Raw genomic sequence first — 26315 nt, 5'->3', positions numbered from 1 at the left:
CGCCTTGCGGCCGCTGCTATCTTTGCCACGGGAAACCGCACGGCACTGAGTCCACCCTGCCCCGACGAAAGTTTCCAATTGCGCCGACTACTAGCAATTCTTCTTCCCGGACTGCTGCTGCTGACCGCCTGCGGCGGCAGCGAAGCGCCTCCGGCTCCGGAACCCACCAGCCAGTCCGCGGGTGAGACCGCCAAGCTGGACTCGGTCAAATTAACCGAGAACGGTGACAAGAAGGCCCCCGGCGTCGACTTCACCAAGCCGCTCGACGTCAAGGAACCCACTGTCAAGGTGGTCACCGAGGGCGGTGGCGAGCGGGTCAAGGCCAACCAGATCGCCGACATTTCGATCGTGGCTTTCAACGGCACGGACGGCTCCACCCTCGAAGACACGTTCCCGAACGATCCCGAGCCGCTGGAGCTGAACGACGAGCTCAAGGGCAGCAGCCCTGTCATCTACAACGCGTTCGTGGGCGCCAAGATCGGCTCGCACCTCGCCCTGGCCGTTCCCGGCCAGGCCGCAGCCGAGGGGACCGCGGCCAAACCGACCCAGCTGCTGATCGTCAAGGTGCTCGCCGCCAAGGACGCCCCGCCGGTCCTGGACAAGCCTGAGGGCGACGCCGTCACCCCGCCGGCCGGACTGCCCACCGTCAAGGAAAACGACAAGGGCGTCCCGGAGATCTCCGTCACCGGCGTCAAGGCCCCGACCGCGCTGGTCTCCCAGGACCTCATCACCGGCAAGGGCCAGGCCCTCAAGGAAACCGACACCATCACCGTGAACTACGTCGGCGTCGCCCTCGCCACCGGCAAGGTCTTCGACTCCAGCTTCGAGAGTGGCAAGAAGGCCACCTTCCCGCTGACCGGCGTCATCAAGGGCTGGACCCAGGGCCTGGCCGGCAAGACGGTCGGCTCCCGCGTCCTCCTGGTCGTCCCGAAGGATCTCGCTTACGGAGACCAGGGCCAGGGCGACGCCAAGGGCGACCTCGTCTTCGTCGTCGATATCCTCGGCGTCAAGTAATCCACCGCAACAACGACAGTCACTACACGTCACCTCAAAGGAGTAACCATGTCATTTGGACAGCGCAACCTCGACCGCGAGAAGCCGGAAATTGACTTCCCCGAAGGAGACGTCCCCACCGAACTGGTCATCACCGACCTCATCGAAGGGGACGGCGCCGAGGCCAAGCCCGGCGACACCGTTTCCACCCACTACGTGGGCGTCGCCTGGTCCACCGGTGAAGAATTCGACGCCTCCTGGGGCCGCGGCGCGCCGCTGGACTTCCGGGTCGGCGTCGGCCAGGTCATCCAGGGCTGGGACCAGGGCCTGCTGGGCATGAAGGTCGGCGGCCGCCGCCGCCTCGAGATCCCGTCCGAGCTTGCCTACGGCTCCCGTGGCGCCGGCGGGGCGATCGGCCCCAACGAGGCCCTGATCTTCGTCGTGGACCTCGTCGCCGTCCGCTAACGGACGCCACACAGACGCGGCCCGCACGGTGGCTGAACCAGCCGGCTGATTCCGCCGGCTTAATCAGCCGACTGATTTATCCCCCAGGGGCCGAAGCGCGGTAACAATCGGAAAAGTTCTTCCGGCTGTTGCCGCGCTTTCGTCATTTTCCGGGACCGGCTTTAGTACCCTTGCGAGGTGTCCGCCTCACGTACAGAACGCCTCCTGAACCTGCTCATCGCCCTGCTCAACACCAAGTACGGCCTGCGCCGCAGCGAACTGCGCGACAAGGTCTACCACGACACCACGAGCAGTGACGTCGCCTTCGGCCGCATGTTCGAACGCGACAAAGGCGAGCTGCGCCAGTTTGGCTTCGACGTCGAGGCCGTGATGGACACGGGCTGGGGTTCCGACGACCCGGCAACCACCCGCTACCGGATCGGCAAGGAATCGAACCGGCTGCCCGACGTCAGCCTCACACCCGAAGAGTGCACAGTCCTCATCCTCGCGGCCCAGCTCTGGGAGCACGCCGCCCTCGGCTCCGCCGCCGTGGACGCGGTCCGGAAGCTGCAGGCCGCCGGCGGCCTCGTCGACGCCGAACTCCCCACCGGCGTCCAGCCGCGCATCCGCCCCGCCGGCCAGGCCTTCGAGGACCTGGTTGCCGCGATACACGCCCAGCACCCGGTCCGGTTCAGCTACCTCGCCGGCAGCACGGGCCAGGAGCAGGAACGGCTGGTGGAGCCCTGGGGCCTGGGCAGCCGCTTCGGCCAGTGGTACCTCGTCGGCCACGACCGGGGCCGGGGGGACAAACGGTTCTTCCGCCTGTCCCGCCTGACGTCAGCAGTGACCGTCCTGGAGAAGGAGGGCTTCACGCCGCCCGCCGGGTTCAACGTCCGCGCCGAGCTGGCCGGCCTGGCCGAACTGCCAGTACAGCATGCCGTGGTCGACGTCGAGCACGGGCGGCTCCTGGGCCTCCGCAAACGTGCCCAAGTGCTTCCAGCCCCAACGTCGGCAGCCGCAACGCCGGGGGCCGGGACGCCGGAACCCGGGGCCCCGGAACAGGGAACACAAGGGCCCGCGGCCGGGACGGACCGCCTCGCGGTGCCCTTCCGCGACGCCGAGACCCTGGGTGAGGAGCTGGCCTCCTACGGTCCCCGCGTCACCGTGATTTCACCTCCCGAACTCGCCGGCGCCGTCCGCCGCCGCCTCACGGCAGCCGCCGAATTCGCCGACAGGCCCCTGCCGGACGTGGCTTTCCCGGAGGCGGCCCGCGCCGGCCGCGCCCGCAAACGCACCTCGGAGGACCAGCTCAAGCGGATGCTGCAACTCGTGCCCTTCCTGGTCCACAACCAGGGACTGCACATCAGCGAGGTCGCCGCCAGGTTTGGCATCACCCGCAAGGCGCTCGAGGACGACCTCCGGATCCTGATCTGCTCGGGCCTGCCGGAAGGCTACCCGGACGATCTGCTGGACATCCAGTGGGACGATGACCACGTCTTCATCACCCAGGCCCTGGACATGACCCGCCCCGTACGGTTCACCGTGGACGAGGCCTGCGCGCTCCTGACCGGCCTGGAGACCCTCAACAGCCTGCCCGAGCTCGCCGAAGGCGGCGCACTGGAATCGGTGACGCTCAAACTCATGGCAGCGGCGGGGGAGGAGGGCGTCAAAGCGGCGGCGCTCTCCGGGCCTGAGGTCGCCCCCGGTGACTCCGCCACCCTCGATACCGCCCGCGCGGCCCTCGAATCCGGCGCGCAGCTGCACCTGAGGTACTTCTCGCCGCAGCGCGACGCCGTGTCCGAACGCGACGTGGACCCCTTGCGGCTCTATTCGCTGGACAACACGTGGTACCTCGAGGCGTACTGCCACTCCGCCCAGGGCCTCCGCAACTTCCGGCTGGACAGGATCGAGGCCCTTGAACCCAACGGCCGGCCGGCAGCCGCGGCGGCCAAGCCCACGGGCAGCTTTCCGGTGAAACTGTTCACTCCGAACGACGACGACACGGTGGTCGTGGTGGAACTCGCGCCCCGCGGCACCGGCCTCGCTGACGACTATTACGCCGAGCGGACCGCAGCTCTGCCCGGCGGCGGGATGCTCGCCGAAATCCGGTTCGGCAGCACGGACTGGCTGCCGATGTTCGTGGCCCAGCACGGCGGGATGGTGCGGATACTGCAGCCGGAGGCCCTTGCGGCCGCGTCACGGGACTGGCTCGCCGCGGCCCTGACGCAATACGAAGCCTCGTCGGATCGCCCGATAGACTGATCTGCATGCCTTGGTGGTCCTGGATCGTTATTTGGATAGCGCTGGTCGCGTTGTCGCTGTTGTTCTTCGGCGTGCTCGGCTTGCGGCTGTTCCGCCAAGCCACGACGACGCTCTCGGAATTGGGTGAAGCCGCTGACCGCTTTTCCACCCTGCCCGCACCAGCAGGCCCGGCCGGTATAGCAGGAACCGGTACAACAGGAACCGGTTCAGCGGCCGGCGCCAGTGACCCGGCCGGCGCGGACGAACCGCTACGGCCGGTTCCCGGCGACGCCATTTTTGCCTCGCCCGCGCGGATGCGACATGATTACCACGCATCCAAGCTCGCCCGGCAAAACGCCCGCCGGCTGCGCCGCATCCAACGCAAGAAGGACCGCGGTCAACCCCAGGCGCTGCGCGACATCGAAACGCGTTAGACATAGGATGTATTCAAACGAAAGGACCTCTCCACATGAGGCTTGAAGGCTGGCATCTCATCATCATCATCGTTCTGGCACTGGTGCTCTTCGCTGCGCCGAAGCTGCCGGGCATGGCCCGCAGCCTGGGCCAGTCGATGCGCATTTTCAAGTCGGAAGTCCGAGAAATGAAGAAGGACGGCACCACCGATGCCAAGGATGGCTCCGAGCCGGTTGAAGGACGGGTTATCAACCACCCGCAGGCCGGCGCACCGGAAAGCCGCACGGGCGACGGAACCGACGTTCCGCCGTCGACCCGCGCCTAAGACCGCATGGCAGTAACCATGAGCCGTCGATCGAACCCCGAGGGGAGGATGGCGCTCCTCGACCACCTCAAAGAGCTGCGCAACCGGCTCTTCAAGGCGGCAATCGCCGTCGTCCTTGGGACGGTAGTGGGTTTCCTTGTCTACCAGCCAATGCTGGCGGCGCTGATCAAGCCGATCCGCGACCTGAACGAACACGAAGGCCGCCAGGCCACCCTGAATTTTGACGGTGTCGCGAGTTCGTTCGACCTCATGATCCAGGTCTCGGTGTTCCTGGGCCTGATCATCGCCAGCCCCGTCTGGCTTTATCAGCTCTGGGCCTTCATTGTGCCCGGGCTACACAAGAAGGAACGCCGCCTGGCCCTGTCCTTCGTGGCGGCGGCCGTGCCGCTCTTCGTCGGCGGCGTCCTGCTGGCCTGGCTCGTGCTGCCCAACGCGGTGCGCGTCCTGACCGACTTCACGCCGTCGGGCGGCTCCAACTTCATCAGCGCACAGGTGTACCTGTCCTTCGTGCTGCGGCTGCTGCTCGCCTTCGGCATCGCCTTCCTCCTCCCGGTGGTCCTGTTCGGGCTGAACCTGGCCGGCCTCATCAAGGGCCAGCAGCTCGTCAAGAGCTGGCGGATCACGGTTTTCCTGGTCTGCCTGTTCGCCGCGATGGCCGCTCCCGGCGCCGACGCCATGAGCATGTTCTACCTGGCCGGGCCCATGCTGGCGCTGTTCTTCGCCGCGATCGGGCTGTGCCTGCTCAACGACCGACGGCGCGAGCGGCGCGCCGTCAAACGCGACGCGGAGACCGAAGCCACCGCCGACCAGGCCACCCCCAGTTCCGAGCTGGAGAATCTCTAGCCTTTCGCGCACTAGGCTGGAAGCATGTCGTCACACCCCGGGCCGGAATCACCGTCCGAACGTTACCGCGCCAGCGTCGAGCGGGCTGCTGAAGCCAAGACCTACCTGGGCGGTTTCATCCGCTCGCTCGAATTTGAACTCGATGACTTCCAGCGCGAGGCTTGCCTGTCCCTGCAGGCCGGCCGGGGCGTGCTGGTGGCCGCCCCCACCGGCGCCGGGAAGACGATCGTGGGGGAATTCGCCATCTATCTGGCCCTCCAGCGCGGGCTCAAGGCGTTCTACACCACCCCCATCAAGGCCCTGAGCAACCAGAAGTACTCCGAGCTGGCCGCCAAGTACGGCGCCGCCCAGGTGGGCCTGCTCACCGGTGATACCAGCATCAACGGCGACGCCCCGGTGGTGGTCATGACCACCGAAGTGCTCCGCAACATGCTCTACGCCGATTCGGACACCCTGGACGATCTCGGCTTCGTGGTCATGGACGAGGTCCACTACCTCGCCGACCGCTTCCGCGGCGCCGTGTGGGAGGAAGTCATCATCCATCTGCCCAGCGAGGTCCAGGTCGCCTCCCTGAGTGCCACGGTCTCCAACGCCGAGGAGTTCGGTGCGTGGCTCGACACCGTCCGCGGGCAGACCGACGTGATCGTCTCCGAGCACCGCCCGGTGCCGCTGTGGCAGCACGTCATGGTGGGCCGGAAGATCGTGGACCTGTTTGCCGGTGACACCAGCTTTGACGAGATCGCGCTGCCTGGTGAGGCAGCCGCCGGGACCGTAGGAGGTGCCGTAGCCGGCGCTCCCGCCGGCGGCAGCGGCTCCTCGGCTGCCGTCACGGCAGAAGTGCCCGGGCGGGCCGGCTTCGAGGTCAACCCTGAACTGCTGTCCATGGCCCGGGCCGAGAGCCAGATGAATTTCCGTGGCCGCTTCGGCCACGGCGGACGCAACCAGCGCCGGCAGCAACGCAGCCAGCGGGACGAACCGCAAGGCGCCCAGCGCAGCCCGGTGCGGAAGGCCAGCCGGCCGCAGGTCATCGCCAGCCTGGACCGGCAGGACCTCCTGCCGGCCATCACGTTCATCTTCTCGCGGGCCGGCTGCGATGCCGCCGTGGCCCAGTGCGTCGCGGCCGGACTCTGGCTGACCACCGAGCGGGAACAACAGATCATCGCCCAGCGCGTCGACGAGGCCGCCCAGGACATCCCCTCGGACGACCTCGATGTGCTCGGCTTCTGGAGCTGGCGGGACGGCCTGCTGCGCGGGCTCGCCGCGCACCACGCCGGTATGCTGCCGACCTTCAAGGAGGTTGTGGAGAAGCTGTTCGTCGACGGGCTGGTCAAGGCCGTCTTCGCCACCGAAACACTGGCTCTGGGCGTCAACATGCCGGCCCGCTGCGTCGTGCTGGAAAAGCTGGACAAGTTCAACGGAGAAGCCCATGTCAATATCACGGCGGGGGAGTACACCCAGCTGACGGGCCGGGCCGGCCGCCGCGGCATCGACGTGGAGGGCCACGCCGTCGTGCTGTGGCAGCCCGGCACGGATCCGGCCGCTGTCGCCGGCCTGGCCTCACGGCGGACTTATCCGCTGAACTCCAGCTTCCGGCCCACGTACAACATGTCGATCAATCTTTTGGCGCAGTTCGGCCGGGCGCGCGCCCGGGAGATCCTCGAATCGTCCTTTGCCCAGTTCCAGGCGGACCGCTCCGTGGTGGGCCTGGCCCGGCAGGTCAGGAGCCGGGAAGAATCCATTGCCGGGTTCAGCAAGGCCATGACCTGCCACCTGGGCGACTTCACCGAATACGCGAAGTTGCGGCGGGCCCTGGGCGATGCCGAGACCATGGCCTCCCGGAGCACGTCCCGGGCCAGGAAGTCCCTGACCGAGGACTCCCTGAGCAGGCTGCTCCCGGGTGACGTGGTGGATGTTCCCGCCGGCAAGTCGCCGGGACTGGCGGTGGTGCTCAGCTCCGACCACGAATCGCGCGAGCCCCGCCCCGCCGTCATGACGCTGGACAACCAGCTCCGGCGGATTGGCCTGCACGACGTCGAAGGGCCGTTGTCGCCGATCACCCGGATCAGGATTCCCAAGTCCTTCAACGCCAAGGTTCCCAAGTCCCGCCGCGACTTGGCGTCCTCGGTACGCAACGCCATCCGCGAGCACCGGCCGCCGGCGCCGCCGCGGCGCGACGACGACTTCGGCCGGGCCTCCGCGGCACCCAACCAGGAGAAGCGGATCGCCGAGCTGCGCCGGGAGCTCCGCTCCCATCCTTGCCACGGCTGCAGCGAACGCGAGGACCATGCCCGGTGGTCCGAACGCTGGTGGAAACTCCGCCAGGAAACGGACGGGCTCATCCGGCAGATCCAGGGCCGGACCAACACCATCGCCAAGACGTTCGACCGTGTATGCGGCGTCCTGACGGGCTACGGCTACCTGGAAACCTCGGACGCCGGCGTGCTGTCCATCAGCCCCGACGGGCAACGCCTGCGGCGGATCTACGGCGAAAAGGACCTGCTGATTTCGCAATCCCTGCGGATGGGGGCCTTCGACGACCTCGACGCCGCCGAGATCGCCGCCCTTGCCAGCGTGCTCGTCTACCAGGCCAAGCGTGAGGACCGCGGGCTGCGGCCCAAGATGCCGAGCGTGTCCCTGGAATCCGCGGTAGACACCGTGGTCCGCGAATGGTCCGCCCTGGAAGATATCGAGGAAGCCAACAAGCTGCCCCTCACCGGCGAGCCTGAGCTCGGCCTCGTCTGGCCGATCTTCAAGTGGGCCAAGGGCCGGCACCTCCAGGACGTGCTGAGCGGCACCGACCTGGCCGCGGGCGACTTTGTCCGCTGGGTCAAACAGGTGATCGACCTCCTGGACCAGCTCGCCGACATCCCGAACCTCGACCCCCGGATTGCGCGGCTGTGCGCGGACGCCATCAAACTCGTCAAACGCGGCGTCGTCGCCTATTCCTCCGTGGCGTAGGGAGCGGGCCGGACCGGCCCGCTCCCTGGACCACTAACGCGTCTTCCCAGACTTTCGAACCGCCGGCGCTGGGCCGGCCACCAGTAACAAGGAGTTCCCGCCCCATGACCGATTCGCCGGCCGCCCCCGCCCCCCGCAACGTCACGCTGTACCGCAACGGCTCCGTCTACACGGCGGCCGATCCCTTTGCGACGGCGATGCTGGTCGACGGCGACACGGTCGCCTGGGTCGGTTCCGAACAGGCCGCCACGTCCATCGCGGACGCCTCGATGGAGGTGGTCGATCTGCAGGGCGCGCTCCTGGCCCCCGGCTTCGTCGACTCCCACGTCCACCTGACGGAAACCGGAATAGCCCTGGAGGGCCTGCAGCTGGCCGGGGTGCGTTCCGCCGCTGAACTGCTCGAGGCCGTTGCCGGCTTCGGCGTTTCCGCTTCCGGCGCGGACGGTATTGTCCTGGGCCACGGCTGGGATGAGACCACCTGGGCCGATCCCACCCTGCCCTCCCGGGACGAAATCGAACGCGCGGCCGGCGGCCGCCAGGTCTACCTCTCCCGCGTGGACGTCCACTCGGCCCTGGTATCGAACTCCCTGGCCGCGTCGGCTGGACTGGACGGGCTCGACGGCGGCGCCGGCAGCCAGGTCAAACGGGCGGCCCACACCGCCGCCCGCCTGGCGGCCCGCCGGCTGCCGGCCGACGCGCTGCGCGCCTACCAGCAGCGTGCCCTCGCCGAGGCTGCGGCCAACGGCTACGTGGCCGTCGCCGAGATGGCCGCGCCGCATATCGGAAGCATCGAGGACCTGCGGCTCGCGGTGGCCTGGAACAGCAACTCCGGCGGTGGCCCGAACGGGGTGAACGGAGTGGCAGTGCCGGAGATCCTGCCGTATTGGGGCGAGCTCGCCGCGTCCGCCGAACATGCCCAGTCCATCCTGGACGGATTGGGCCTGCCCGTGCTGGGCCTGGCCGGCGACCTCAACATCGACGGCTCGATCGGCTCACGGACCGCCTTCATGCGGGAGGACTACACCGACGCGCCCGGAGAGCGCGGCAACCTGTACCTCTCCGTGGCCGAGGCCGCCGCCCACCTCGCCGCGTGCTCCCTCCTGGGGATCCAGGCGGGTTTCCACGTGATTGGCGACGCCGGCCTGGACGCGGCCCTCGACGCCCTCGACCTCGCCGCGGCTGAGGTGGGGGAGCAGCGCGTCCGCGCCGCGGGGCACCGGTTCGAGCACGTCGAGCTCGCGGATGCCGCCGCGATCAGCCGGCTGGCCCGCTATTCGGTCAGCGTCAGCGCGCAGCCGGTCTTCGACGCCCTCTGGGGCGGCGGGGACCGTCTTTACCAGCAGCGCATCGGCTCCCGCCGGCTCGGAATGAATGCCTTTGGCAGCCTCTACGCTGCGGGTGTGCCGATCTGCTTCGGCAGCGACAGCCCGGTGACGCCGCTGCGGCCGTGGTCCAGTGTGCGCGCGTGCCTGCAGCACACCAATCCCGCCGAACAGATCTCCGCCCGCGCCGCGTTCCTTGGCCACACGCGGGCCGGCTGGCGGGCAGCCCGCTACCCCAACCCCATGGCCGGGCAACTGGTGCCGGGGGCTCCGGCCAGCTTTGCGGTCTGGGAGGTCGAGGAGCTCATGGTCCAGGTGGCCGACGGGCGCGTGCAGTCGTGGAGCACCGACCCGCGCGCCCGCACCCCGCTCTTGCCGGCGCTGGACACCGGTAGCGATCCTGCATGCCTCCTGACGGTACGGGACGGCCAGGAACTCCATGCCAGCGGCGCCCTCGGCGCCTGAGCACACGGCGCCTCATCCGGCCGGCCGCGCAGGGCCTCAACCGGCCCCGTCATCCAGCCGGCGGAGCGGAAACATTGCCGCCCGCGACCCCGCCCTGAACTGCACCGACAGACAAAACGGCAGGTCACGGCTCGGTTGACAGATGTTCCCGCCCCCGTAGCATTGAGGGGCAACGGAGGGTTGCGTACGGCGCAGACTCCGGCAGTCCCCGGTCCATCCCAGGTTGCCGCACGCGCGGGAGCTTCACTTGGTCATGACCACGGGAACCCGAGGGGCGGGTCCACTTCGCAGCAGAAAACGGTTCCGGCGCCGCAATTCGCGGCCTGCCGTAACTGGCCCGAAGCGGGTGGACCTGCCCGGGTGGTCACACAGCCGCCTGGCGGGCTCGCAACTCCCTATAATGGGGAGTTGCGCCTGAAGAACGATTGACTTTCGGCGCACCGACCGCTCCCTTCAAGGAAAGGCCTCGCTGTGCGTGTCCTCACCATCATCCCGACCTATAACGAGCTGGAATCGTTGCCCAAGACCCTCGGACGCCTGCGCACAGCCGTGCCCGCCTCCGACGTGCTGGTTGTCGACGACAACAGCCCTGACGGCACGGGTCAGCTGGCGGACCGCATGGCCGCCGAAGACGGCCAGGTCCACGTCCTGCACCGCGCCGGAAAGGCCGGTCTGGGAGCGGCGTACATTGCGGGCTTCAAGTGGGGCCTGGAGGCCGGCTACGACATCCTCGTGGAGATGGACGCCGACGGCTCGCACCAGCCCGAGCAGCTGCCCCAGCTGATCGAGGCCGTGGAGCAGGGCGCCGACCTCGCCATGGGCTCCCGCTGGGTGCCCGGCGGCCGCGTGGTCAACTGGCCGCTCTACCGCCAGGCCATCAGCCGCGTCGGCAGCACCTACGCGCGGATCATGCTCGGAGTAAAGATCAAGGACGTCACCGGCGGCTTCCGCGCCTTCCGGCGGACCACGCTGGAGAAGCTGAACCTGGATGCGGTGGACTCGGTTGGCTATGGCTTCCAGGTGGATCTGGCCTGGCGTGTGGCCAAGCTCGGCCTGACCATCGTGGAACGGCCCATCACCTTCGTCGAGCGCGAGCTCGGCGCGTCGAAGATGAGCGGCAACATCGTCGTCGAAGCCATGATCAACGTCACCAAGTGGGGACTCACGGCGCGCTGGAACAAGCTTCGGGGCAAGCAGGACGCCTAAGGCGTGTCTCCCGGATCGGGCATTTCCTGGGTATAGGGTCGGGCGGTATGGCGTTGCGACTAGTTCAGGTGAATTTCAAGGCCCGGGATGACTCAGCACTCGGCCGGTTTTGGGCCGAGGCACTCGGCTGGGGTGTTTCCAGCGAAGGGCCCGGTGTGACCAATGTTGAACCCCTGGGATTCGTCTGGCCGGACCCCGCCGCCGTCTGCGTCGATGTTGTCACCGTCCCGGACCCCGAGACGGTGAGATACCGGGCGCGCCTCGATCTCGCCACCACCTCTGAGGCCCATCAGGCTCAGCTGGTCGCGCACCTGTTGGAACTGGGCGCGACGCCCGCGGACGCGGGCCAGGGTGCTGTGCCGTGGACGCTTCTGGCCGACCCGGAGGGCAACCTGTTCCGTGTGTTGGAGCCCCGCCCGATCTATCAGGACACCGGGCCGATCGCCGCGGTGGTTGTCAGCTGCGCAGACCCGCGGGCCATGGCCCGTTTCTGGGGTGGGGCGATGGACTGGACCCTGCACGAGGTCACCGGCGATCATGCGAGGCTGCGTTCGGCCAAGGGTGTGGGGCCGTATCTGGAGTTTCTCCGCACGCCCGGCGGGAAGACCGTGTGGGGCCGTGTCCATCTCGACCTGAGGCCGTACCCGGGTGATGATCAAGGGGCGGAGGTGGCCCGGCTGCGGGCTCTGGGCGCCACCGACGCCGACGTCGGCCAGGGCGATGTGCCCTGGGTCTGCCTCGCCGACGCGGAGGGCAACGAGTTCTGCGTCCTCACCCCGGGCTGACGCCGACTCCAGGTCCTCTGTGCGTGCAGGGGAGTGCGGCTCCAGAGGAGGCAGGCGCCGGAACAGAACAAGGGCCGGAACAGAACAAGGGCCGGGCCCGCATCGAAATGATGCGGGCCCGGCCCTTGCCGTAGCCGGTGCGCCGGGGGCTAGGCCGAGCGGCGTTCGCCGCGGCGTTCGCGCAGGATCGTGAGGCGATCTTCGAGGATCTGCTCAAGTTCGGGAAGCGAGCGGCGCTCCAGCAGCATGTCCCAGTGCGTGCGCACTGCCTTCTCGTTGCTGTTGACGGGGCGTTCGCCGTCCACCAGCAACGCCTCCTTGCCCGTCTTCGAAACCCAGACCGGGGGGATTTCGGCTTCCGAGGAGAACGTCACGAACACCTGTTCGCCGTCCTCGCAACGGTATTCAACCCGCTGGCGCGGAGCCGGTTCGACGCCGGATTCGGTCTCCATGCTCTGTGCGCCAAGGCGCATACCCCGCAGGCTGCGATCGCTCATCTTTTCTCCCTCTATTCGGTTCGCAGGGTCCAGCCCTGCGGTGTCCGGGGACCGTCAGGCGCCGGACTTCTGGTTGCACCGCGTTGTACCGTACCCGACCCGGTGTGGCCCGGCCGGATGACAGTCACCAGTGCACAAAACTGTTTGGAACATCATTGGAATCAACGCTGTGCGGAGCGTTTTTGTTCCGGACGGCTGAACTGACCGGACAAATATTCAAGTATACGGGAGTGGTGCATGCGAGGTAAAGCGAGTAGCCCCGCGGCGCGGACTGCGTAACCTGTACCCGACTGACCCGGACTTAAACTGGCAGGCCCCCGCAACCGGGCCGAAACGGCCGGGCTGCGGGGGCCAGGACGGAGCTACCCGGTCCGCACGTTCATGCCGGCTGGATCCGGGGGATCCAGCGCGGGTGCAGGCTCAGGGCCGGTTCCCCTGGCCGTCGGCTGCCGCGGGCGGTGAGTACGGGGCAACGTCCGGCATCGAGGCCGTCTGCTCCTGCACCGCCCCGGCACCCAGTACGCTGCCGATCCCTTTGAGCGCCTCGCCAACCTCGCTGGGAATGATCCACAGCTTGTTCGAGGACCCCTCGGCAATCTTCGGGAGGGTCTGGAGGTACTGGTACGCCAGCAGTTTCTGGTCCGGGTTGCCCTTGTGGATCGCGTCGAAGACCTTCTGGATGGCCTGGGCCTCGCCGTCGGCCCGCAGGATCGCCGCCTTCGCGTCGCCCTCGGCTTTCAGGATGGAGGACTGGCGCTGGCCTTCGGCGGTGAGGATTGCAGACTGCTTGGTGCCCTCGGCCGTCAGGATGGCAGCGCGGCGGTCACGTTCGGCCCGCATCTGCTTTTCCATCGAGTCCTGGATGGAGTGGGGCGGATCGATCGCCTTGAGCTCCACCCGGGAGACCCGGATGCCCCAGCGTCCGGTCGCTTCGTCCAGGACGCCCCGGAGCTGGCCGTTGATCTGGTCGCGCGAGGTCAGCGCTTCCTCCAGGTTGAGGCCGCCAACCACGTTGCGCAGGGTGGTGGTGGTCAGCTGTTCCACGGCCTGGATGTAGTTGGCGATCTCGTAGGTGGCGGCCCGGGCGTCCGTGACCTGGAAATAGACGACCGTGTCGATCGAGACCACCAGGTTGTCCTCGGTGATGACGGGCTGGGGCGGGAAGGACACCACCTGCTCTCGCAGGTCGAGCAACGGCAGCAAGCGGTCCACAAACGGGATCAGCAGGGTAAGTCCGGGATTCAGGGTGCGTTGGTATTTGCCCAGCCGTTCAACGACGCCGGCCCGGGCCTGTGGAATGATCCGGACCGACCGGACCAGCACAATAATGACGAACACAATTAGTACCAGCAGCACAATTGCGACTGCGATATCCATACATCACCTATTCCCCAGTTGTTTTGTTTTAGTCTCGCACCGGCAGTTCCGACGCCGGCGGGACGGCGGTTCCCGCCTTGCGGTGTCCCTTATTGGATGGCGGATTCCGGTTGCGGGGCCACGATCGCGGTGGCCCCTTCGATGGCGCTGACCACAGCCTGTTGTCCGGGCGCCAGCACTCCCGATTCGGACCGCGCACTCCAGACGTCCCCGCCAATCTTGACGAGCCCGCCGTTTTCGCTCACAGCCTCCATGACGACGGCGGATTCGCCGATGAGGCGCTCGATGTTGGTGCGCCGATCCGCCGGGCCATGGTGGAGATGCTTGAGGGCCACCGGCCGGACGAAGCCGATCATGAGCAGGGACACCACGCAGAAGGCGATAATCTGCAGCCACGGATCGGCACCGGCAAAGTCCGCCACCAGCCCGGCGAGGGCGCCGCCGCCGAGCATGATGAAGAACAGGTCGAGTGTGATCATCTCGACCACGGCAAACAGGAGAAAGAGCGTGAGCCACAACGCCCACCAATTCTCGATCAACCATTCAGACATCAATTCCCCCTTGAGTCCCGGGAACTGCAGGCACAGTTCCCCAGTACTGTGATTCCATCCTAAGCGGAAGGGCAATAGCTGGGACCGGCGGGCGGGAATTGATGATCAAAGTGGCCAAGTCGTTATTTCGCGGGCCGATTCCCCGCCCTGGTCTTCCGCGCCGGCTCCCTTCCCGGGGGTGGTTTCAGGGCGGCCCCGGACGGCACGCCGCGATGCGGTGCCGCGGCGGACTGGTCAGCGGATGGGTTGAAAAACACTGATCCGGAAGCGGGCCGTGACGGCGGTCAGCTCCGGAAGCGCGGCCTCCAGGGCGGCGAGTGCGGCACGGTCCAGGTGGTGGCCTGCCGGTCCCATGTAGGCCAGGTTGGCGACGTCGCGCGGACCGAGGGCCAACGCCAGGTCCAGATCAGTTGCCTCAACGGGCGCGAAGTGCTTGCCCAGCGACGCGGCGAGCCGCTCGTCTTTGGCCGGCTCGATCCCCAGCATCCCGGCCGGGCCGGCAACCTCCGCCAGGTGGCCGGGCCGCGGCGTGACCACGACCAGGCGGCCGCCGGGGCGGAGCACCCGGGCGAACTCAGGCGCGTTGCGCGGCGCAAAGACCACAGTGACGACGTCGACGGCGTTCTCCGCCACCGGCAACGGCTGCCAGACATCCCCGACCACGTTCAAAGCCTCGGGGTTCAGCCTGGCTGCACGGCGCAGCGCGAACTTGGAAATGTCCAGGCCGATTGCCGCGGCCGGAACACTGCCAGCGGCCCGGTCCAGCACGGCCCTGAGGTAGTGGCCAGTACCTGTTCCGGCGTCGAGCACGAGGGGCCGGCCGGCGGGGGTTTCCCGGAGCGCCGGTGTGGCGAGCCCGGCAACGGCATCGGCCAGGGGCTGATAGTGCCCCGCGGAGAGGAAATCGAAGCGGGCCGCCACCATGTCTGCGCTGTCGGCTTCAAAAACAGTCCCCTTGCCGACCAGGAAATTGAAGTAGCCCTGCCGGGCCGCGTCAAAGCTGTGGCCGGCGCCGCACACAAGAGTGCGGGCGCCGCCGGTGAACCGGAGGCCATTGCGGCACACCGGGCACAAGAGGGGAAGATCGGCGGCGGCAGGCATAGCTTTCATCCTATGCGCGGATCCGGGGCCCGCCGCGCGGCGCGGGCGCCGGGGACCGTGCACCCCGGTCTGGGCGCCGGGGACCGTGCACCCCGGGTCATGCCGCGCCGCACCGGCGCAACGTGAGGTGTTTCACAGCGGCCGCGCCACGGGCTAGGCTCGCACTCGTGAAATCTGAACATCTTCCGCTGCTCAATTCCGTGTCCGCCCCGGCCGTCCACCCCGACGGTTCCCGCGCCGTGGTTTCCGTGACCCGCCCGGACTTCGATGCCGATGCCTACGTGGGCCAGCTCTGGACCGTGCCCCTGGGCCCGGATGGCCCGGACTTCAACAACCCGGACCAGAAGCCGCGCCGGCTGACCCGCGGCTTCCGCGACACGGCACCGGACTTTTCACCTGACGGCCAGGCCCTTGGGTTCCTGCGTGCGGCAGCCGGCGGAAAGCCGCAGCTGTTCGTGGTGGAAGCCGCCGGCGGCGAACCCCAGCTGTTGACGGCGGCCCCGCTGGGGGTCAGCTCCTTCACGTGGTCGCCTGATTCCACGAGCATTGTCTTCAGCGCCAGGACGCCCGATGAGGGCCGGTACGGCAGCGTCGACGGCGTGGGTGCGGGCAGCGAGGACGCCCGGCTGATCACGGATTTCCAGTACCGGATGAACGGTCTTGGCTACACCGCCGACAAGCCGTTGCAGCTATTCATCCTCGAAGTGCCGCAGCTTGGCGCCGAGCCGAAGGTGGCCCCGGCCGGACGCGCCCTGAAGGCCCTCGGCACCGCGGCCGATCCCGCGGAGAATGAAGCCGGGCTGCTGCCGGCCGCCAAACAACTCACCACCGCGGAAGCGGACCACAACGGGGCCAGCTTCAGCGCCGACGGCGGCACCATCTACTTCACCGCGGCCCTGCACGATGGGCGGGACACGGACCTTGTCAGCGGAATCTACGCGATTCCCGCCGCCGGAGGGCAGCCCCAGGCCGTGCTGCCAGCCAATACCGGACGGCAGAGCATCGGCGCCGTGCGCCAATCCGCGGATGGGCAGTGGCTGTTCTTCCTCGCCCAGGACCTCGGCGCATCCGGCCGGGACTTCGTGGCCAGGAACACCGCCCTCTACGCGATGCCTGCCGCCGGGGGAGAAGCCACGGCGCTCAGCGATGCCGAGACGCTGGACCTGTCCGGCGGCAGCTGGATCGAGCTGCGCGGCGGTGCGGGGGCCCTGGTGCTGAACAATGCGCGGGGAACCGTGGAGCTGCACGAGTTCCTCGCGACGGGCGGCCACACCGTCCTCGTGGAAGGCAACCGGGTGGTGACCGGCGCCGCGGAAGGCGGCGGGAGGCTCGTGGCGAGTTTCAGCGATTCGACCACGGCCGGTGATCTTGCCGTGCTCGAGGGCGGGCAGGTGCGCCGCCTGACGGACTTCTCCGCCCAGCTGCGGAGCGTGGCGGGGATCAGTGAGCCGCAGGAACTGACTTTGCCCTCGGCCGACGGGTACCCGGTCCATGGCTGGCTCGTGAAGCCGGCGGGCCCGGGCCCGCACCCGGTGTTGCTGAACATCCACGGCGGCCCTTTTGCCCAGTTCAGCGGGGCGTTGTTCGACGAAGCGCAGGTTTATGCGGGGGCCGGTTACGCCGTGCTCATGTGCAATCCGCGGGGTTCAGCCGGCTACGGCCAGGAACACGGCCGGTCCATCAAGGAACGAATGGGAACAGTGGACATGCAGGACGTCCTCGCGTTCCTTGACGGTGCAGTGGAGAAGTTCGAGGATCTGGACGCCGCCAATGTCGGCATCATGGGCGGATCCTACGGCGGCTACCTGACGGCATGGACCATAAGCCACGACCACCGTTTCCGGGCGGCCATAGTCGAGCGTGGTTTCCTGGACCCCGTGAGCTTCACGGGTTCTTCCGACATCGGCTGGTTCTTCGGCGGCGAATACACCGGCCCGTCGGCGGAGCAAATGGCGGCCCAGAGTCCCATGGCGCGCGTGGAGCATGTCCGGACGCCGTCGCTGGTGATTCACAGCGAAGAGGACCTCAGGTGTCCCGTGGAACAGGGGCAGCGGTACTTCACCGCCCTGAAGCAGCAGGGTGTCGAGACCGGATTCCTGGTCTTCCCGGGCGAGAACCATGAGCTTTCCCGATCCGGCACGCCGCACCACCGGAAGCAGCGGTTCGATGAAATCCTGAGGTGGTGGGCCCGCTACCTGCCGTCCGCAACGAATCCGGCACCGCAGCCCTAGTCTGCAGCCCTAGTCTGCAGCCCTAGTCTGTAGCCCCAGTCTGCAGCCCCAGTCCGCTGCCCTCGTCCTCGGCCGGGTCAGGCAGGAACCCGAGTTCCTGCCTGGCGAGGCTGATGTCCGGTTGGGCCCAGCGGGCGGAGTATTCGGCATTGTTGCTGAGGGAGCGCAGTTCGGCCCGGTCAAGGAAGAGGACCCCGTGCAGGTGGTCGGTTTCATGCTGGACAATCCGGGCTTGCCAGCCGGAGAAAGTCTGTTGGAGTTTCGTGCCGTCCGGCGCCGTGAAGTCGAGCTGGACTGATTCCGGCCGCACCACGGCTGCCTGCAGGCCTCCAATGGAGAGGCAGCCTTCGTAGAACGCCACGGACTTCGCGCCCAGGGGACGATAGCTCGGGTTCAGCATGGCAAAGAACGGCAGCGGCTCCCGCCCGCGGACGGCCGCGACGTCGGGATCGACGTCGAACTGGTCCTCCAAGACGGCGAGCTGCAGCGGAATTCCCAGCTGCGGGGCCGCCAGGCCCACACCCGGGGCCTTGTGCATCACTCTGCGCATGAGGTCGATGAGGTGACCGAGTTCGGCGTCAGTCAACTGGCCATCATACGGCGCCGCCACGTGCCGGAGCACCGGATGTCCGGCCTGGATAATCGGCGGAAGGAGGCCCGCGCTCAGGATCTCCTGGACAGTCTCGCTTATCCGGGCGGCGCTGAAGTCGGTGGGCCTGGCGTCAAAGGGCATGCCCCCAGACTACTGGCGCCCGCACGCCTTTGTAACAAAGTCGTAAATGCGGCCGCGAAGCTGGTTGCCGGCGTCGATCTTCAAAATTCCCTCGCGGCCCGCAACCCTGACCTGCAGCGGCAGGAGCGTGCCCACCTTGTCTTCGGCCACTGCATGGGGATCGCAGCGGGAGGGCCTGATGCCGAGGCGTACTTCGGCCGGGGCCCCGCCGGCGCGGACCGTCACCGACCGGGGCCACGGGGCTTGTCCGGCCTCCGCCAGCAAGGTAGTTTCCTCGATCCGGTCAATCACCAGTTCACCGGTGCCTCCGGCGGCGCGGGGTTGCAGCAGCAGACGCACGACGGCGGTCCGGCCGTCCGCGGCGACCTCAAGATCTTGGGTAAGCGCGATCGTGGCGACAGCCGAGGCTTCCCGGGCCAGGCACAGCTCCGAATTGTTCCGCGCCAGGACGCCGAACGGGTCTGCCGCCGGGGCCATGGCCTGGACCGGCACGGCTCCTTCCGGTGTGGCCAGCCGCAAGGACACACGGGCGTCTCCCGCTGCCCGGGAGGTGGCTCCCGCCCCGGCTCCAGGCCCGGCTCCGGGTCCCGTTCTCCGCTGGGCTTCAGGCGCCGCCGGGCTGCCGCAATCCGGGGCGGGCAGCGGCGCCGGCAGGCTCTTGGGCTGTCCGGGCGGAAGCTCGATCCCGCCGGTTCGGGCGGGCCAGGTGATTGGGGCCGCGAACAGAGGGCTGGTCAGTTCCGCGCCGAGGACCGTCAGGGCGTGGCCGGTGGTGTTCGTGAGCTGGATTTCGATGATCTGCTTGCTGTAGTTGTCGCGGAACTGGCTGATTTCTGCGGTCACAGGGCCTGTGGAGATCGAGGGCGCGGACGCCGTCGCGGTTGCGGTTGCCGGGGACGCGGTGCCGCCGACCGTACCGGCGCTGCATGACGCCGCCGTGCCCAGCAGCACCGTGGCAGCCGCTGCCCGCAACCCCCAACAGGATACGGCGCCGCGCGTCACAGGAAGTCCGCGCGTCACGGGAAGTCCGTCCATGCGCACAGTCTATTCCGGGGCAAACCGGTCACACGGTGGCGTGTGACAGTGGCCGCGGCAGGAGGGGCTTTGGATCGCAGACGCCTGCGCTGCCTATTGCATCGTGAAACGGCGGGCGATCAGGGAATTCACCGCAGGAACCGCGGCCACCCCTGCGATGCCACGGTTCCGCAGCGCCAAGAGACGGTCCGTGAGGGGCCGGCCCAGGGCCATATTGATTTCGGCCTGGCGTGCCGCCCTGGCAGCCGCCCTCAACCGGGTCCGTTCAAAGGCCCTCAGGGCGCCTCCCACCTCCTGGCCGCGCACGGCCGCCGACACGATCGGTGCCAGCGCGGCCGCATCAAGCCACCCCAGGTTCATGCCCTGCCCGCCGATGGGGCTCACCTCGTGGGCCGCGTCCCCGATCATCACCACCCGTCCGGCCACCATCCGGCGGGCCAGGCGCGTGCGGACGCCGAAGCGGCTGAGCATGCTGTTGGTCCCGCCGTCGATGTCGAACCCCGTCCGCTCGCGCACGCAGCGCACAAGCCACCGCGCGTCCGCGCCGGGACGGCCGGCTGATGGTCCGCCGGCTGCAGGTCCGCCGGCCGTGGAGTCGCCGGTGCCCAGCCGGACCACCCAGCGGCGGAGCCGGCCAGGCAAGGGGAACGACTCCACGATGCCGGCGCCGGAGAGGAACAGTGCGGCGTCCGGACCGAACCCGGTCCCGTCCGCAAAGTCACCCATGAGATAGCTGTCCGGGTACTCCTTCACGCGCAGGTCAATGCCCTGCAGAGCCCGCACGGTGGAGCGTACGCCGTCGGCGGCGATGACCAGCGGCGCCGAATAGCCCAAGGTGCCCCTCCCGGCGTCGGCTTCCACGCTGACCCGGCCTCCGTCGTCGGAGAGCCGGGTGAGGCGGACGCCGCGGTGCAGGGCGCCGTCGCCGAGCTCGTTGACCCGCCGTTCCAGGTGCGCCTCAGTCCGGGCCTGGGGCAGGGACAGGACGAACGGAAAGCGGTCCGAGACGCCGGCAAAGGACATCCGGGCGAGGCATTTTCCACCGGCCAGGGCCATGCCGCCGCGGATCTGGACCCCCTCGGCAACCAGGTCCCCGGCAACGCCGGCTCCCGCGAGCGCGGCCAGCGCCGGCGGATGGATGCCAATGGCACGCGACTGCGGTTCCGGTGCGCTCCGCTGTTCCAGGACCTGCACCTCCACGCCGTCCTGCAGCAGCAACGCCGCCATGAACAGTCCCACCGGGCCGGCACCGATGATCAGCACGTCAGCCACTGGCAGCGGACCTGTCCGGGTGGCCGCCGTCAGGAGTGCCGTGCAGCAGCAGGTTGCGGAAGGGGGCGTGGCGGGCAGCCGTCCAGCCCGGGGGAGCGGCCGCGGCCAGCTCCGCGGCGGTGTAGCTTCGCCGGATCGAGGTCAGCCCGTCCCGGCGGATGTAGGAGCCGGTGAGCACCCAGGAGCCGGCGAAGAACAGCGCGTAGGCGGCGGGGCTGCGGCGAATGTCGTTGTGGACCACGGTGCCACGGGACAACTGGGCCGACTCGGCCAGGAACGCTTCCAGCCCGTCAAGGTGGTGCAGGACATGGTTGGACACCACGAAGTCGTACCGGGAGCCCTCTTCGAGCAGCTCCGCACTGGCCGCCTGGCGGAACGTCACGTCCGCCGTCGCGTGGCGGGCGCGGGCGAACAGGATCGCCCGCGGATCCGGGTCAATGGCGGTGACCTCCAGACGCAGTCCGTCCCGGGCTGCCCAGCGGGCCAGCAGCACGGAAACGTCGCCCCCGCCGCACCCGATATCCAGCAGGGACGTGGCGAAGGCAGTGGACAGCCGGGGCCGGATCCGGGACCGATAGATGCCGCGCCAGCCGGCGACGGCACGGTTGACGAGCGCAAACTGGGCGTACGTGCGCTCCAAGCGGCCGGGGTCGCAGCCCGGCAGGTCCATTTCCTCGACGGCGTCTGACGCGCGGTCCCGCAGGAGGGCGGCCCGAAGGCGTTCCGGGCCCTGCTTCGCGCTGAACGGTTTCAGTGTGGCCGCTTTCAGACCCGCACCGCTACTGACGGCGCTGATTCCGCCGGTTCCGCTGATTGCGCCGCTGGCTCCTGCCGCGGAACCGCGCCGGGCCGCGGGGCAGCCAGCCGGGTGAAGAGCGCCGTCTCAACCGTCAGGCCCGGGCCGAAGGCCATGGAGCAGATCCGTTCCGCGCCGGGGCCGGCGTCGTCCGCGGCGTCGTCCGCTGCCGGCAGCTCGAGGATGTGCTTGAGGACGAACAGGACGGTGGCGCTGCTCATGTTGCCGAAGTTCCGGAGGGTTTCGCGGGCCGGGACCAGCTGCTCGTCGCTGAGCTCCAGCCTGGACTGGACCTTGTCCAGAATGCTCCGGCCGCCCGGGTGGATGCCCCAGTGCTGGATCTCCCGGTAGGGGAGCCCCAGCAGCGAGCTGTCGCGGGACAGGAGCGGTTCGAGCGCGCCGATGATGTGGTCGTCGATGATGTGCGGGACATAGTTGCCCAGCACCATCTCGAAGCCCTCGTCGCCGATGTTCCAGGCCATCGAGTCCTCCCCGACGGGCGTCAGGACGGTTTCGAAGTGGTCCAGCCGCAGCAGGGCAGGTTCGCCAGGGATGTCCCGCGCGGTGATGATGGCCGCCGCGGCGCCGTCGGCGAACAAGGCCGATCCCATGATGGTGTCCGGATCATTGGAGGTCCGGACGTGAAGGGAGCAGAGTTCGGCGCAGACCACCAGCACCGTCGCATCCGGATCCGCCTCGCAGAAGGACTTCGCGGCCCGCAGCGCCGGGAAGGCTGCATAGCAGCCCATGAAGCCGAGGTGGTACCGCTGGACGGCCGGGTTGAGGCCGAGGGCACGGACAATCTTGTAGTCCGGGCCGGGATTGAAGAATCCGGTGCAGGAGACCGTGATCAGGTGGGTGATGTCCGGCGCATCGACACCCGGACAGGCCTCCAGGGCTTTTTGGGCGGCCTCAATGAAGAGCTTGGTCGCCTCCGTGGCGAAAATGCCGTTGCGGATCTTGGTGCTGGGGCTGAGCACCAAGCCGGTGGCGGGGTCGAAGAACTGGGGGTTTTCCGCCTGGCTGTCCGCCGTGAGTTCCTCCACCGCCGTGTGCCGGGTGTCGATGGCTGCGGAGTCAAAGCACGTGTTGACCAGCCGGGATCCGAGCCGGGTGAGGCCCGGCTGGGCGGCGAACACGGCCCTGGCCTCGGGCTGGACCAGGATGGTTGGCGGGACTGCAGTTTCCAGTGACCTCAGGTAGACCGTCATGGTTCATTCTCAGTGAGCCCGCCGCCAAAGACAATGGAATGCCCGGAGATTCAGGGACACCTCCGGGCTGGACAACCTCGGCACGACGTAGCACGATCGCACATGTGACCAGCAAACCCGACCGGGCGCAGCACTTGCGCGACCTAGCGCGGTTGCGCCGCGTCCGTGACCGAATGGACCGGGAGTACGCACAGCCGCTGGATGTCGAGGCCCTCGCCCGCGGCGCCCACATGTCCGCCGGGCACCTCAGCCGAGAGTTCCGGCTGGCGTACGGCGAGTCGCCGTACAGCTATCTCATGACGCGGCGCATCGAACGCGCGATGGCCCTGCTGCGACGCGGCGACCTGAGCGTCACCGAGGTCTGCTTCACGGTCGGTTGCTCGTCGCTGGGCACCTTCAGCACCCGTTTCACCGAACTGGTTGGCGTGCCGCCCAGCGTCTACCGGCGCCAGGCTGCCCGTGCAACCGCGGGGATGCCCTCCTGCGTCGCGAAACAGGTCACCAGACCGGTCAGGAATCGAGAAGTGCCGGACCCCGAACCGCAACTAGCATAATTTTCATGGACATCAACATTCACGCGAGTTTCCTCCCACACAACGATCCCGACGCCGCCTTGGCCTTCTATCGGGACACCCTCGGCTTCGAGGTCCGCAACGACGTCGGCTACGGCGGGATGCGCTGGATCACGGTCGGCCCGGCCGGCCAGCCGGGCACATCAATCGTCCTGGAGCCGCCGGCCGCCGATCCCGGCGTCACGGACGATGAGCGCCGCACCATCGACGAAATGATGGCCAAGGGCACCTATGCGCGCATCCTCCTGGCCACTAAAGACGTCGATGCCACCTTCGAGCGGCTGCAGGCCAACGGCGCCGAGGTGGTCCAGGAACCGACAGAGCAGGCCTACGGGGTGCGCGACTGTGCCTTCCGCGATCCCGCGGGCAACCTGATCCGCATCCAGCGGCCGCTCTGAGCTGTCCGCCGGCATGGACCGCCGGAGCAGCTGCCAGCTGGTTAGATAGAGCCAGTCGACGACGACGGGGACCGTTTGGGGCTGCCCCGCCTTACAGATGGAGACACGATGAGCATTGCCACGAGCACGGACACGCAGTCGCCTGCGCTGCATGAAGCGGACAGCCACGATCTGATCCGCGTGCAGGGGGCACGGGAGAACAACCTCAAGGACATCAGCGTCGAGATCCCGAAGCGCCGCTTGACGGTGTTCACCGGCGTGTCCGGCTCCGGCAAGAGTTCGCTGGTGTTCGCCACCATCGCCGCTGAGTCGCAGCGGATGATCAACGAGACCTACAGCGCGTTTGTGCAGGGCTTCATGCCCAACCTGGCGCGGCCCGAGGTGGACCACCTCGAGGGTCTGACCACGGCGATCATCGTTGACCAGGAACGGATGGGCGCCAACCCCAGGTCCACGGTCGGCACCGCCACCGACGCGAACGCCATGCTCCGGATCCTCTTCAGCCGCCTGGGCATGCCCCGCATCGGGCCACCGACCGCCTTCTCCTTCAACGTCCCGACGCGCAAGGCGAGCGGGGTGATGAGTACCGAGAAGGCCGGCGGCCGGGTCGAGCGAAGCGTGGTGCGCGATGTGGTCTATCTGGGCGGCATGTGTGCGCGCTGCGAGGGCATGGGCTCGGTGTCCGACTTCGACCTCACCGCGTTGTACGACGACAGCAAGTCCCTCAGTGAGGGTGCGCTGACGATTCCCGGCTACAGCATGGACGGCTGGTACGGCCGGATCTTCAGCGGTGCCGGCTTCGACATGGACAAGCCGATCGCGAAGTTCACCAAGAAGGAAATGCACGACCTCCTCTACAAGGAGCCCACCAAGATCAAGGTCGAGGGCATCAATCTGACCTACGAGGGCGTGATCCCGAAGATCCAGAAGTCGATGCTGTCCAAGGACGTCGACGCCATGCAGCCGCATATCCGGGCCTTCGTGGAGCGCGCCATCACGTTCCAGACCTGCCCCGAGTGCGACGGCACCCGGCTGAGCCCGGAGGCCAGGTCCGCGAAGATCCACGGCAAGAACATCGCCGACCTGTGCGAGATGCAGATCAGCGACCTCGCCGCATGGATCCGCGAGCTCGAAGAGCCTTCGGTCGCACCCCTGCTGAAAGGCCTGCAGCATCTGCTCGACTCGTTCGCCGAAATCGGACTGGGTTACCTCTCACTGGCCCGCCCCGCGGGCACCCTGTCCGGCGGAGAGGCGCAGCGCACCAAAATGATCCGGCACCTGGGCTCGTCCCTCACAGACATCACCTACGTCTTTGATGAGCCGACGATCGGCCTGCACCCCCATGACATCGAACGGATGAACCAGCTGCTGCTGCAGCTGCGGGACAAGGGCAACACCGTGCTCGTCGTCGAGCACAAGCCGGAGACCATCGCCATCGCCGACCACGTCATTGACCTTGGCCCCGGCGCGGGCACTGAGGGCGGCAACGTGTGCTTCGAGGGAACCGTGGAGGGCCTGCGGGCCAGTGACACCATCACCGGCCGCCACCTCGATGACCGGGCCAAGGTCAAGGAATCGGTGCGAAAGCCCTCAGGCGCGATGGAGGTGCGGGGCGCGTCGACGCACAACCTCAAGGAAGTCGACGTCGACGTTCCGCTCGGCGTGCTGTGCGTGGTCACGGGGGTCGCGGGTTCGGGCAAGAGCTCGCTGATCCAGGGCTCGGTGGCCGGCCGCGACGGTGTGGTGGTGATCGACCAGGGCGCCATCAAGGGATCCCGGCGCAGCAACCCTGCGACCTACACGGGCCTTCTCGAACCGATCCGCAAGGCGTTCGCCAAGGCCAACGGCGTCAAACCGGCGCTGTTCAGCTCCAACTCAGAAGGTGCCTGCCCGACCTGCAACGGCGCGGGTGTCATCTTCACCGAACTCGGCGTTATGGCCACCGTCGAGTCCACCTGCGAGGACTGCGAGGGCAGGAGGTTCCAGGCGTCGGTCCTGGAATACAGGCTGGGCGGGCGCAACATCGCCGAAGTGCTGGCAATGTCCATGACCGAGGCCGAGGATTTCTTCGGTGCAGGCGAGGCGAAGACACCGGCTGCGCACAAGATCCTTGCCCGGCTCGTCGACGTCGGGCTCGGCTACCTCACCCTCGGCCAGCCGCTCACCACGCTGTCCGGTGGCGAGCGGCAGCGCGTCAAGCTCGCCACCCAAATGGCGGAGAAGGGTGATGTCTACGTCCTCGACGAGCCCACCACCGGGCTGCACCTCGCCGACGTCCAGAACCTGCTGGGCCTCCTCGACCGCCTGGTGGACTCCGGCAAATCGGTCATCGTCATCGAGCACCACCAGGCGGTCATGGCGCACGCCGACTGGATCATCGACCTCGGTCCCGGCGCAGGGCACGACGGCGGCCGGATAGTTTTCGAGGGCACGCCCGGCAGCCTCGTCGCCGCCCGCTCCACCCTCACCGGCGAGCATCTGGCGGCCTACGTCGGTTCAGTGCCTGAACACAGCATCAAGTGAGCGAACGTGGTGAATCAGGGGA

23 protein-coding genes are annotated in these 26315 nt (G+C 68.1%); 14 read left to right on the top strand and 9 right to left on the bottom strand.

Annotation, left to right across the window (positions count from 1 at the left end):
- Positions 1-78 precede the first annotated feature (78 nt).
- The 10 genes from C560_RS0114080 to C560_RS0114035 all read left to right on the top strand — a co-directional run bounded on the left by C560_RS0114080 (position 79) and on the right by C560_RS0114035 (position 11996).
- Complete coding sequence (locus C560_RS0114080) at positions 79-1014, top strand: FKBP-type peptidyl-prolyl cis-trans isomerase (protein WP_026538698.1); 936 nt, start codon at positions 79-81, stop codon at positions 1012-1014.
- Positions 1015-1062: 48 nt separating this feature from the next.
- Entirely contained in the window at positions 1063-1458 is a 396-nt protein-coding gene (locus C560_RS0114075; RefSeq protein ID WP_018772903.1) for an FKBP-type peptidyl-prolyl cis-trans isomerase, read from the top strand.
- 177 nt (positions 1459-1635) lie between these two features.
- Complete coding sequence (locus C560_RS0114070; RefSeq protein ID WP_026538697.1) at positions 1636-3699, top strand: helix-turn-helix transcriptional regulator; 2064 nt, start codon at positions 1636-1638, stop codon at positions 3697-3699.
- Between the two features lie 5 nt (positions 3700-3704).
- Positions 3705-4112, top strand: coding sequence for a hypothetical protein (locus C560_RS0114065; protein ID WP_026538696.1), 408 nt, complete (start codon positions 3705-3707; stop codon positions 4110-4112).
- A 35-nt stretch (positions 4113-4147) separates the two neighbouring features.
- On the top strand, positions 4148-4417 hold the full coding sequence (tatA, locus tag C560_RS0114060) for a Sec-independent protein translocase subunit TatA (RefSeq protein ID WP_018772900.1): 270 nt from the start codon (positions 4148-4150) through the stop codon (positions 4415-4417).
- Positions 4418-4465: 48 nt separating this feature from the next.
- Positions 4466-5260: a twin-arginine translocase subunit TatC gene (gene tatC / locus C560_RS0114055; RefSeq protein ID WP_018772899.1), complete on the top strand. Its 795-nt coding sequence runs from the start codon at positions 4466-4468 to the stop codon at positions 5258-5260.
- A gap of 24 nt (positions 5261-5284) precedes the next feature.
- Entirely contained in the window at positions 5285-8218 is a 2934-nt protein-coding gene (locus tag C560_RS0114050) for a DEAD/DEAH box helicase (RefSeq protein WP_026538695.1), read from the top strand.
- A 104-nt stretch (positions 8219-8322) separates the two neighbouring features.
- Entirely contained in the window at positions 8323-10005 is a 1683-nt protein-coding gene (locus C560_RS0114045) for an amidohydrolase (RefSeq protein ID WP_026538694.1), read from the top strand.
- A 471-nt stretch (positions 10006-10476) separates the two neighbouring features.
- The gene (locus C560_RS0114040; RefSeq protein ID WP_026538693.1) at positions 10477-11211 is read left to right on the top strand and encodes a polyprenol monophosphomannose synthase; all 735 of its coding nucleotides are present in this window, start codon (positions 10477-10479) and stop codon (positions 11209-11211) included.
- Between the two features lie 47 nt (positions 11212-11258).
- A complete protein-coding gene (locus C560_RS0114035; RefSeq protein ID WP_026538692.1) occupies positions 11259-11996 on the top strand; it encodes a VOC family protein in 738 nt (245 codons plus the stop codon).
- Between the two features lie 149 nt (positions 11997-12145).
- On the opposite strand, the gene C560_RS0114030 is transcribed toward C560_RS0114035, so the two are convergent.
- From C560_RS0114030 to C560_RS0114015, 4 genes are all read right to left on the bottom strand, one after another.
- Positions 12146-12493 carry an RNA polymerase-binding protein RbpA gene (locus C560_RS0114030; protein ID WP_026266329.1) on the bottom strand — a complete coding sequence of 116 codons (348 nt, stop codon included), beginning with the start codon at positions 12491-12493 and terminating at the stop codon, positions 12146-12148.
- 420 nt (positions 12494-12913) lie between these two features.
- Complete coding sequence (locus tag C560_RS0114025; protein WP_026538691.1) at positions 12914-13870, bottom strand: SPFH domain-containing protein; 957 nt, start codon at positions 13868-13870, stop codon at positions 12914-12916.
- Positions 13871-13959: 89 nt separating this feature from the next.
- Positions 13960-14421 carry an NfeD family protein gene (locus tag C560_RS0114020; protein WP_026266328.1) on the bottom strand — a complete coding sequence of 154 codons (462 nt, stop codon included), beginning with the start codon at positions 14419-14421 and terminating at the stop codon, positions 13960-13962.
- 234 nt (positions 14422-14655) lie between these two features.
- Positions 14656-15522 carry a methyltransferase domain-containing protein gene (locus tag C560_RS0114015; RefSeq protein ID WP_026538690.1) on the bottom strand — a complete coding sequence of 289 codons (867 nt, stop codon included), beginning with the start codon at positions 15520-15522 and terminating at the stop codon, positions 14656-14658.
- Between the two features lie 167 nt (positions 15523-15689).
- Between C560_RS0114015 and C560_RS0114010 the strand changes: the two genes are divergently transcribed.
- Positions 15690-17753: a S9 family peptidase gene (locus tag C560_RS0114010; RefSeq protein ID WP_026538689.1), complete on the top strand. Its 2064-nt coding sequence runs from the start codon at positions 15690-15692 to the stop codon at positions 17751-17753.
- 22 nt (positions 17754-17775) lie between these two features.
- Here C560_RS0114010 and C560_RS0114005 read toward each other — a convergent pair whose 3' ends face one another.
- The 5 genes from C560_RS0114005 to C560_RS0113985 form a co-directional block, all read right to left on the bottom strand.
- Complete coding sequence (locus C560_RS0114005) at positions 17776-18486, bottom strand: peptide deformylase (protein WP_026538688.1); 711 nt, start codon at positions 18484-18486, stop codon at positions 17776-17778.
- Between the two features lie 9 nt (positions 18487-18495).
- Positions 18496-19521, bottom strand: a complete 1026-nt coding sequence (locus C560_RS0114000) for a hypothetical protein (protein WP_026538687.1) — start codon at positions 19519-19521, stop codon at positions 18496-18498.
- Positions 19522-19614: 93 nt separating this feature from the next.
- On the bottom strand, positions 19615-20793 hold the full coding sequence (locus tag C560_RS0113995) for an FAD-dependent oxidoreductase (protein ID WP_026538686.1): 1179 nt from the start codon (positions 20791-20793) through the stop codon (positions 19615-19617).
- Positions 20786-21496: a class I SAM-dependent methyltransferase gene (locus tag C560_RS21945; RefSeq protein WP_197026169.1), complete on the bottom strand. Its 711-nt coding sequence runs from the start codon at positions 21494-21496 to the stop codon at positions 20786-20788. Before C560_RS21945 ends, C560_RS0113995 begins: the two co-directional genes overlap by 8 nt.
- Positions 21497-21558: 62 nt before the next feature.
- A complete protein-coding gene (locus C560_RS0113985) occupies positions 21559-22800 on the bottom strand; it encodes a type III polyketide synthase (protein ID WP_026538685.1) in 1242 nt (413 codons plus the stop codon).
- A gap of 173 nt (positions 22801-22973) precedes the next feature.
- Between C560_RS0113985 and C560_RS0113980 the strand changes: the two genes are divergently transcribed.
- The 3 genes from C560_RS0113980 (at position 22974) to C560_RS0113970 (ending at position 26293) form a co-directional block, all read left to right on the top strand.
- A complete protein-coding gene (locus C560_RS0113980) occupies positions 22974-23354 on the top strand; it encodes a helix-turn-helix transcriptional regulator (protein ID WP_231494355.1) in 381 nt (126 codons plus the stop codon).
- 5 nt (positions 23355-23359) lie between these two features.
- A complete protein-coding gene (locus tag C560_RS0113975; RefSeq protein WP_043423172.1) occupies positions 23360-23770 on the top strand; it encodes a VOC family protein in 411 nt (136 codons plus the stop codon).
- 108 nt (positions 23771-23878) lie between these two features.
- Positions 23879-26293: an ATP-binding cassette domain-containing protein gene (locus C560_RS0113970; protein WP_026538682.1), complete on the top strand. Its 2415-nt coding sequence runs from the start codon at positions 23879-23881 to the stop codon at positions 26291-26293.
- Positions 26294-26315 lie beyond the last annotated feature (22 nt).

The organism is Arthrobacter sp. 9MFCol3.1 (genome assembly GCF_000620385.1).
Classification (GTDB): Bacteria; Actinomycetota; Actinomycetes; order Actinomycetales; family Micrococcaceae; genus Arthrobacter.
This window is presented reverse-complemented; position numbering and strand designations above follow the sequence as displayed.

Excerpts from the sequence above, each read along its gene's own strand:
- C560_RS0113985 (WP_026538685.1), bottom strand. The coding sequence starts at position 22,800 with ATGACGGTCTACCTGAGGTCACTGGAAACTGCAGTCCCGCCAACCATC.
- C560_RS0114065 (WP_026538696.1), top strand. The coding sequence starts at position 3,705 with ATGCCTTGGTGGTCCTGGATCGTTATTTGGATAGCGCTGGTCGCGTTG.
- C560_RS0113970 (WP_026538682.1), top strand. The coding sequence starts at position 23,879 with ATGAGCATTGCCACGAGCACGGACACGCAGTCGCCTGCGCTGCATGAA.
- C560_RS0113975 (WP_043423172.1), top strand. The coding sequence starts at position 23,360 with ATGGACATCAACATTCACGCGAGTTTCCTCCCACACAACGATCCCGAC.
- C560_RS0114020 (WP_026266328.1), bottom strand. The coding sequence starts at position 14,421 with ATGTCTGAATGGTTGATCGAGAATTGGTGGGCGTTGTGGCTCACGCTC.
- tatA (WP_018772900.1), top strand. The coding sequence starts at position 4,148 with ATGAGGCTTGAAGGCTGGCATCTCATCATCATCATCGTTCTGGCACTG.
- C560_RS0114030 (WP_026266329.1), bottom strand. The coding sequence starts at position 12,493 with ATGAGCGATCGCAGCCTGCGGGGTATGCGCCTTGGCGCACAGAGCATG.
- C560_RS0114050 (WP_026538695.1), top strand. The coding sequence starts at position 5,285 with ATGTCGTCACACCCCGGGCCGGAATCACCGTCCGAACGTTACCGCGCC.
- C560_RS0114025 (WP_026538691.1), bottom strand. The coding sequence starts at position 13,870 with ATGGATATCGCAGTCGCAATTGTGCTGCTGGTACTAATTGTGTTCGTC.
- C560_RS0114045 (WP_026538694.1), top strand. The coding sequence starts at position 8,323 with ATGACCGATTCGCCGGCCGCCCCCGCCCCCCGCAACGTCACGCTGTAC.
- C560_RS0114035 (WP_026538692.1), top strand. The coding sequence starts at position 11,259 with ATGGCGTTGCGACTAGTTCAGGTGAATTTCAAGGCCCGGGATGACTCA.
- C560_RS0114015 (WP_026538690.1), bottom strand. The coding sequence starts at position 15,522 with ATGCCTGCCGCCGCCGATCTTCCCCTCTTGTGCCCGGTGTGCCGCAAT.
- C560_RS0114000 (WP_026538687.1), bottom strand. The coding sequence starts at position 19,521 with ATGGACGGACTTCCCGTGACGCGCGGACTTCCTGTGACGCGCGGCGCC.
- tatC (WP_018772899.1), top strand. The coding sequence starts at position 4,466 with ATGGCGCTCCTCGACCACCTCAAAGAGCTGCGCAACCGGCTCTTCAAG.
- C560_RS0113980 (WP_231494355.1), top strand. The coding sequence starts at position 22,974 with ATGGACCGGGAGTACGCACAGCCGCTGGATGTCGAGGCCCTCGCCCGC.
- C560_RS0114075 (WP_018772903.1), top strand. The coding sequence starts at position 1,063 with ATGTCATTTGGACAGCGCAACCTCGACCGCGAGAAGCCGGAAATTGAC.
- C560_RS0114005 (WP_026538688.1), bottom strand. The coding sequence starts at position 18,486 with ATGCCCTTTGACGCCAGGCCCACCGACTTCAGCGCCGCCCGGATAAGC.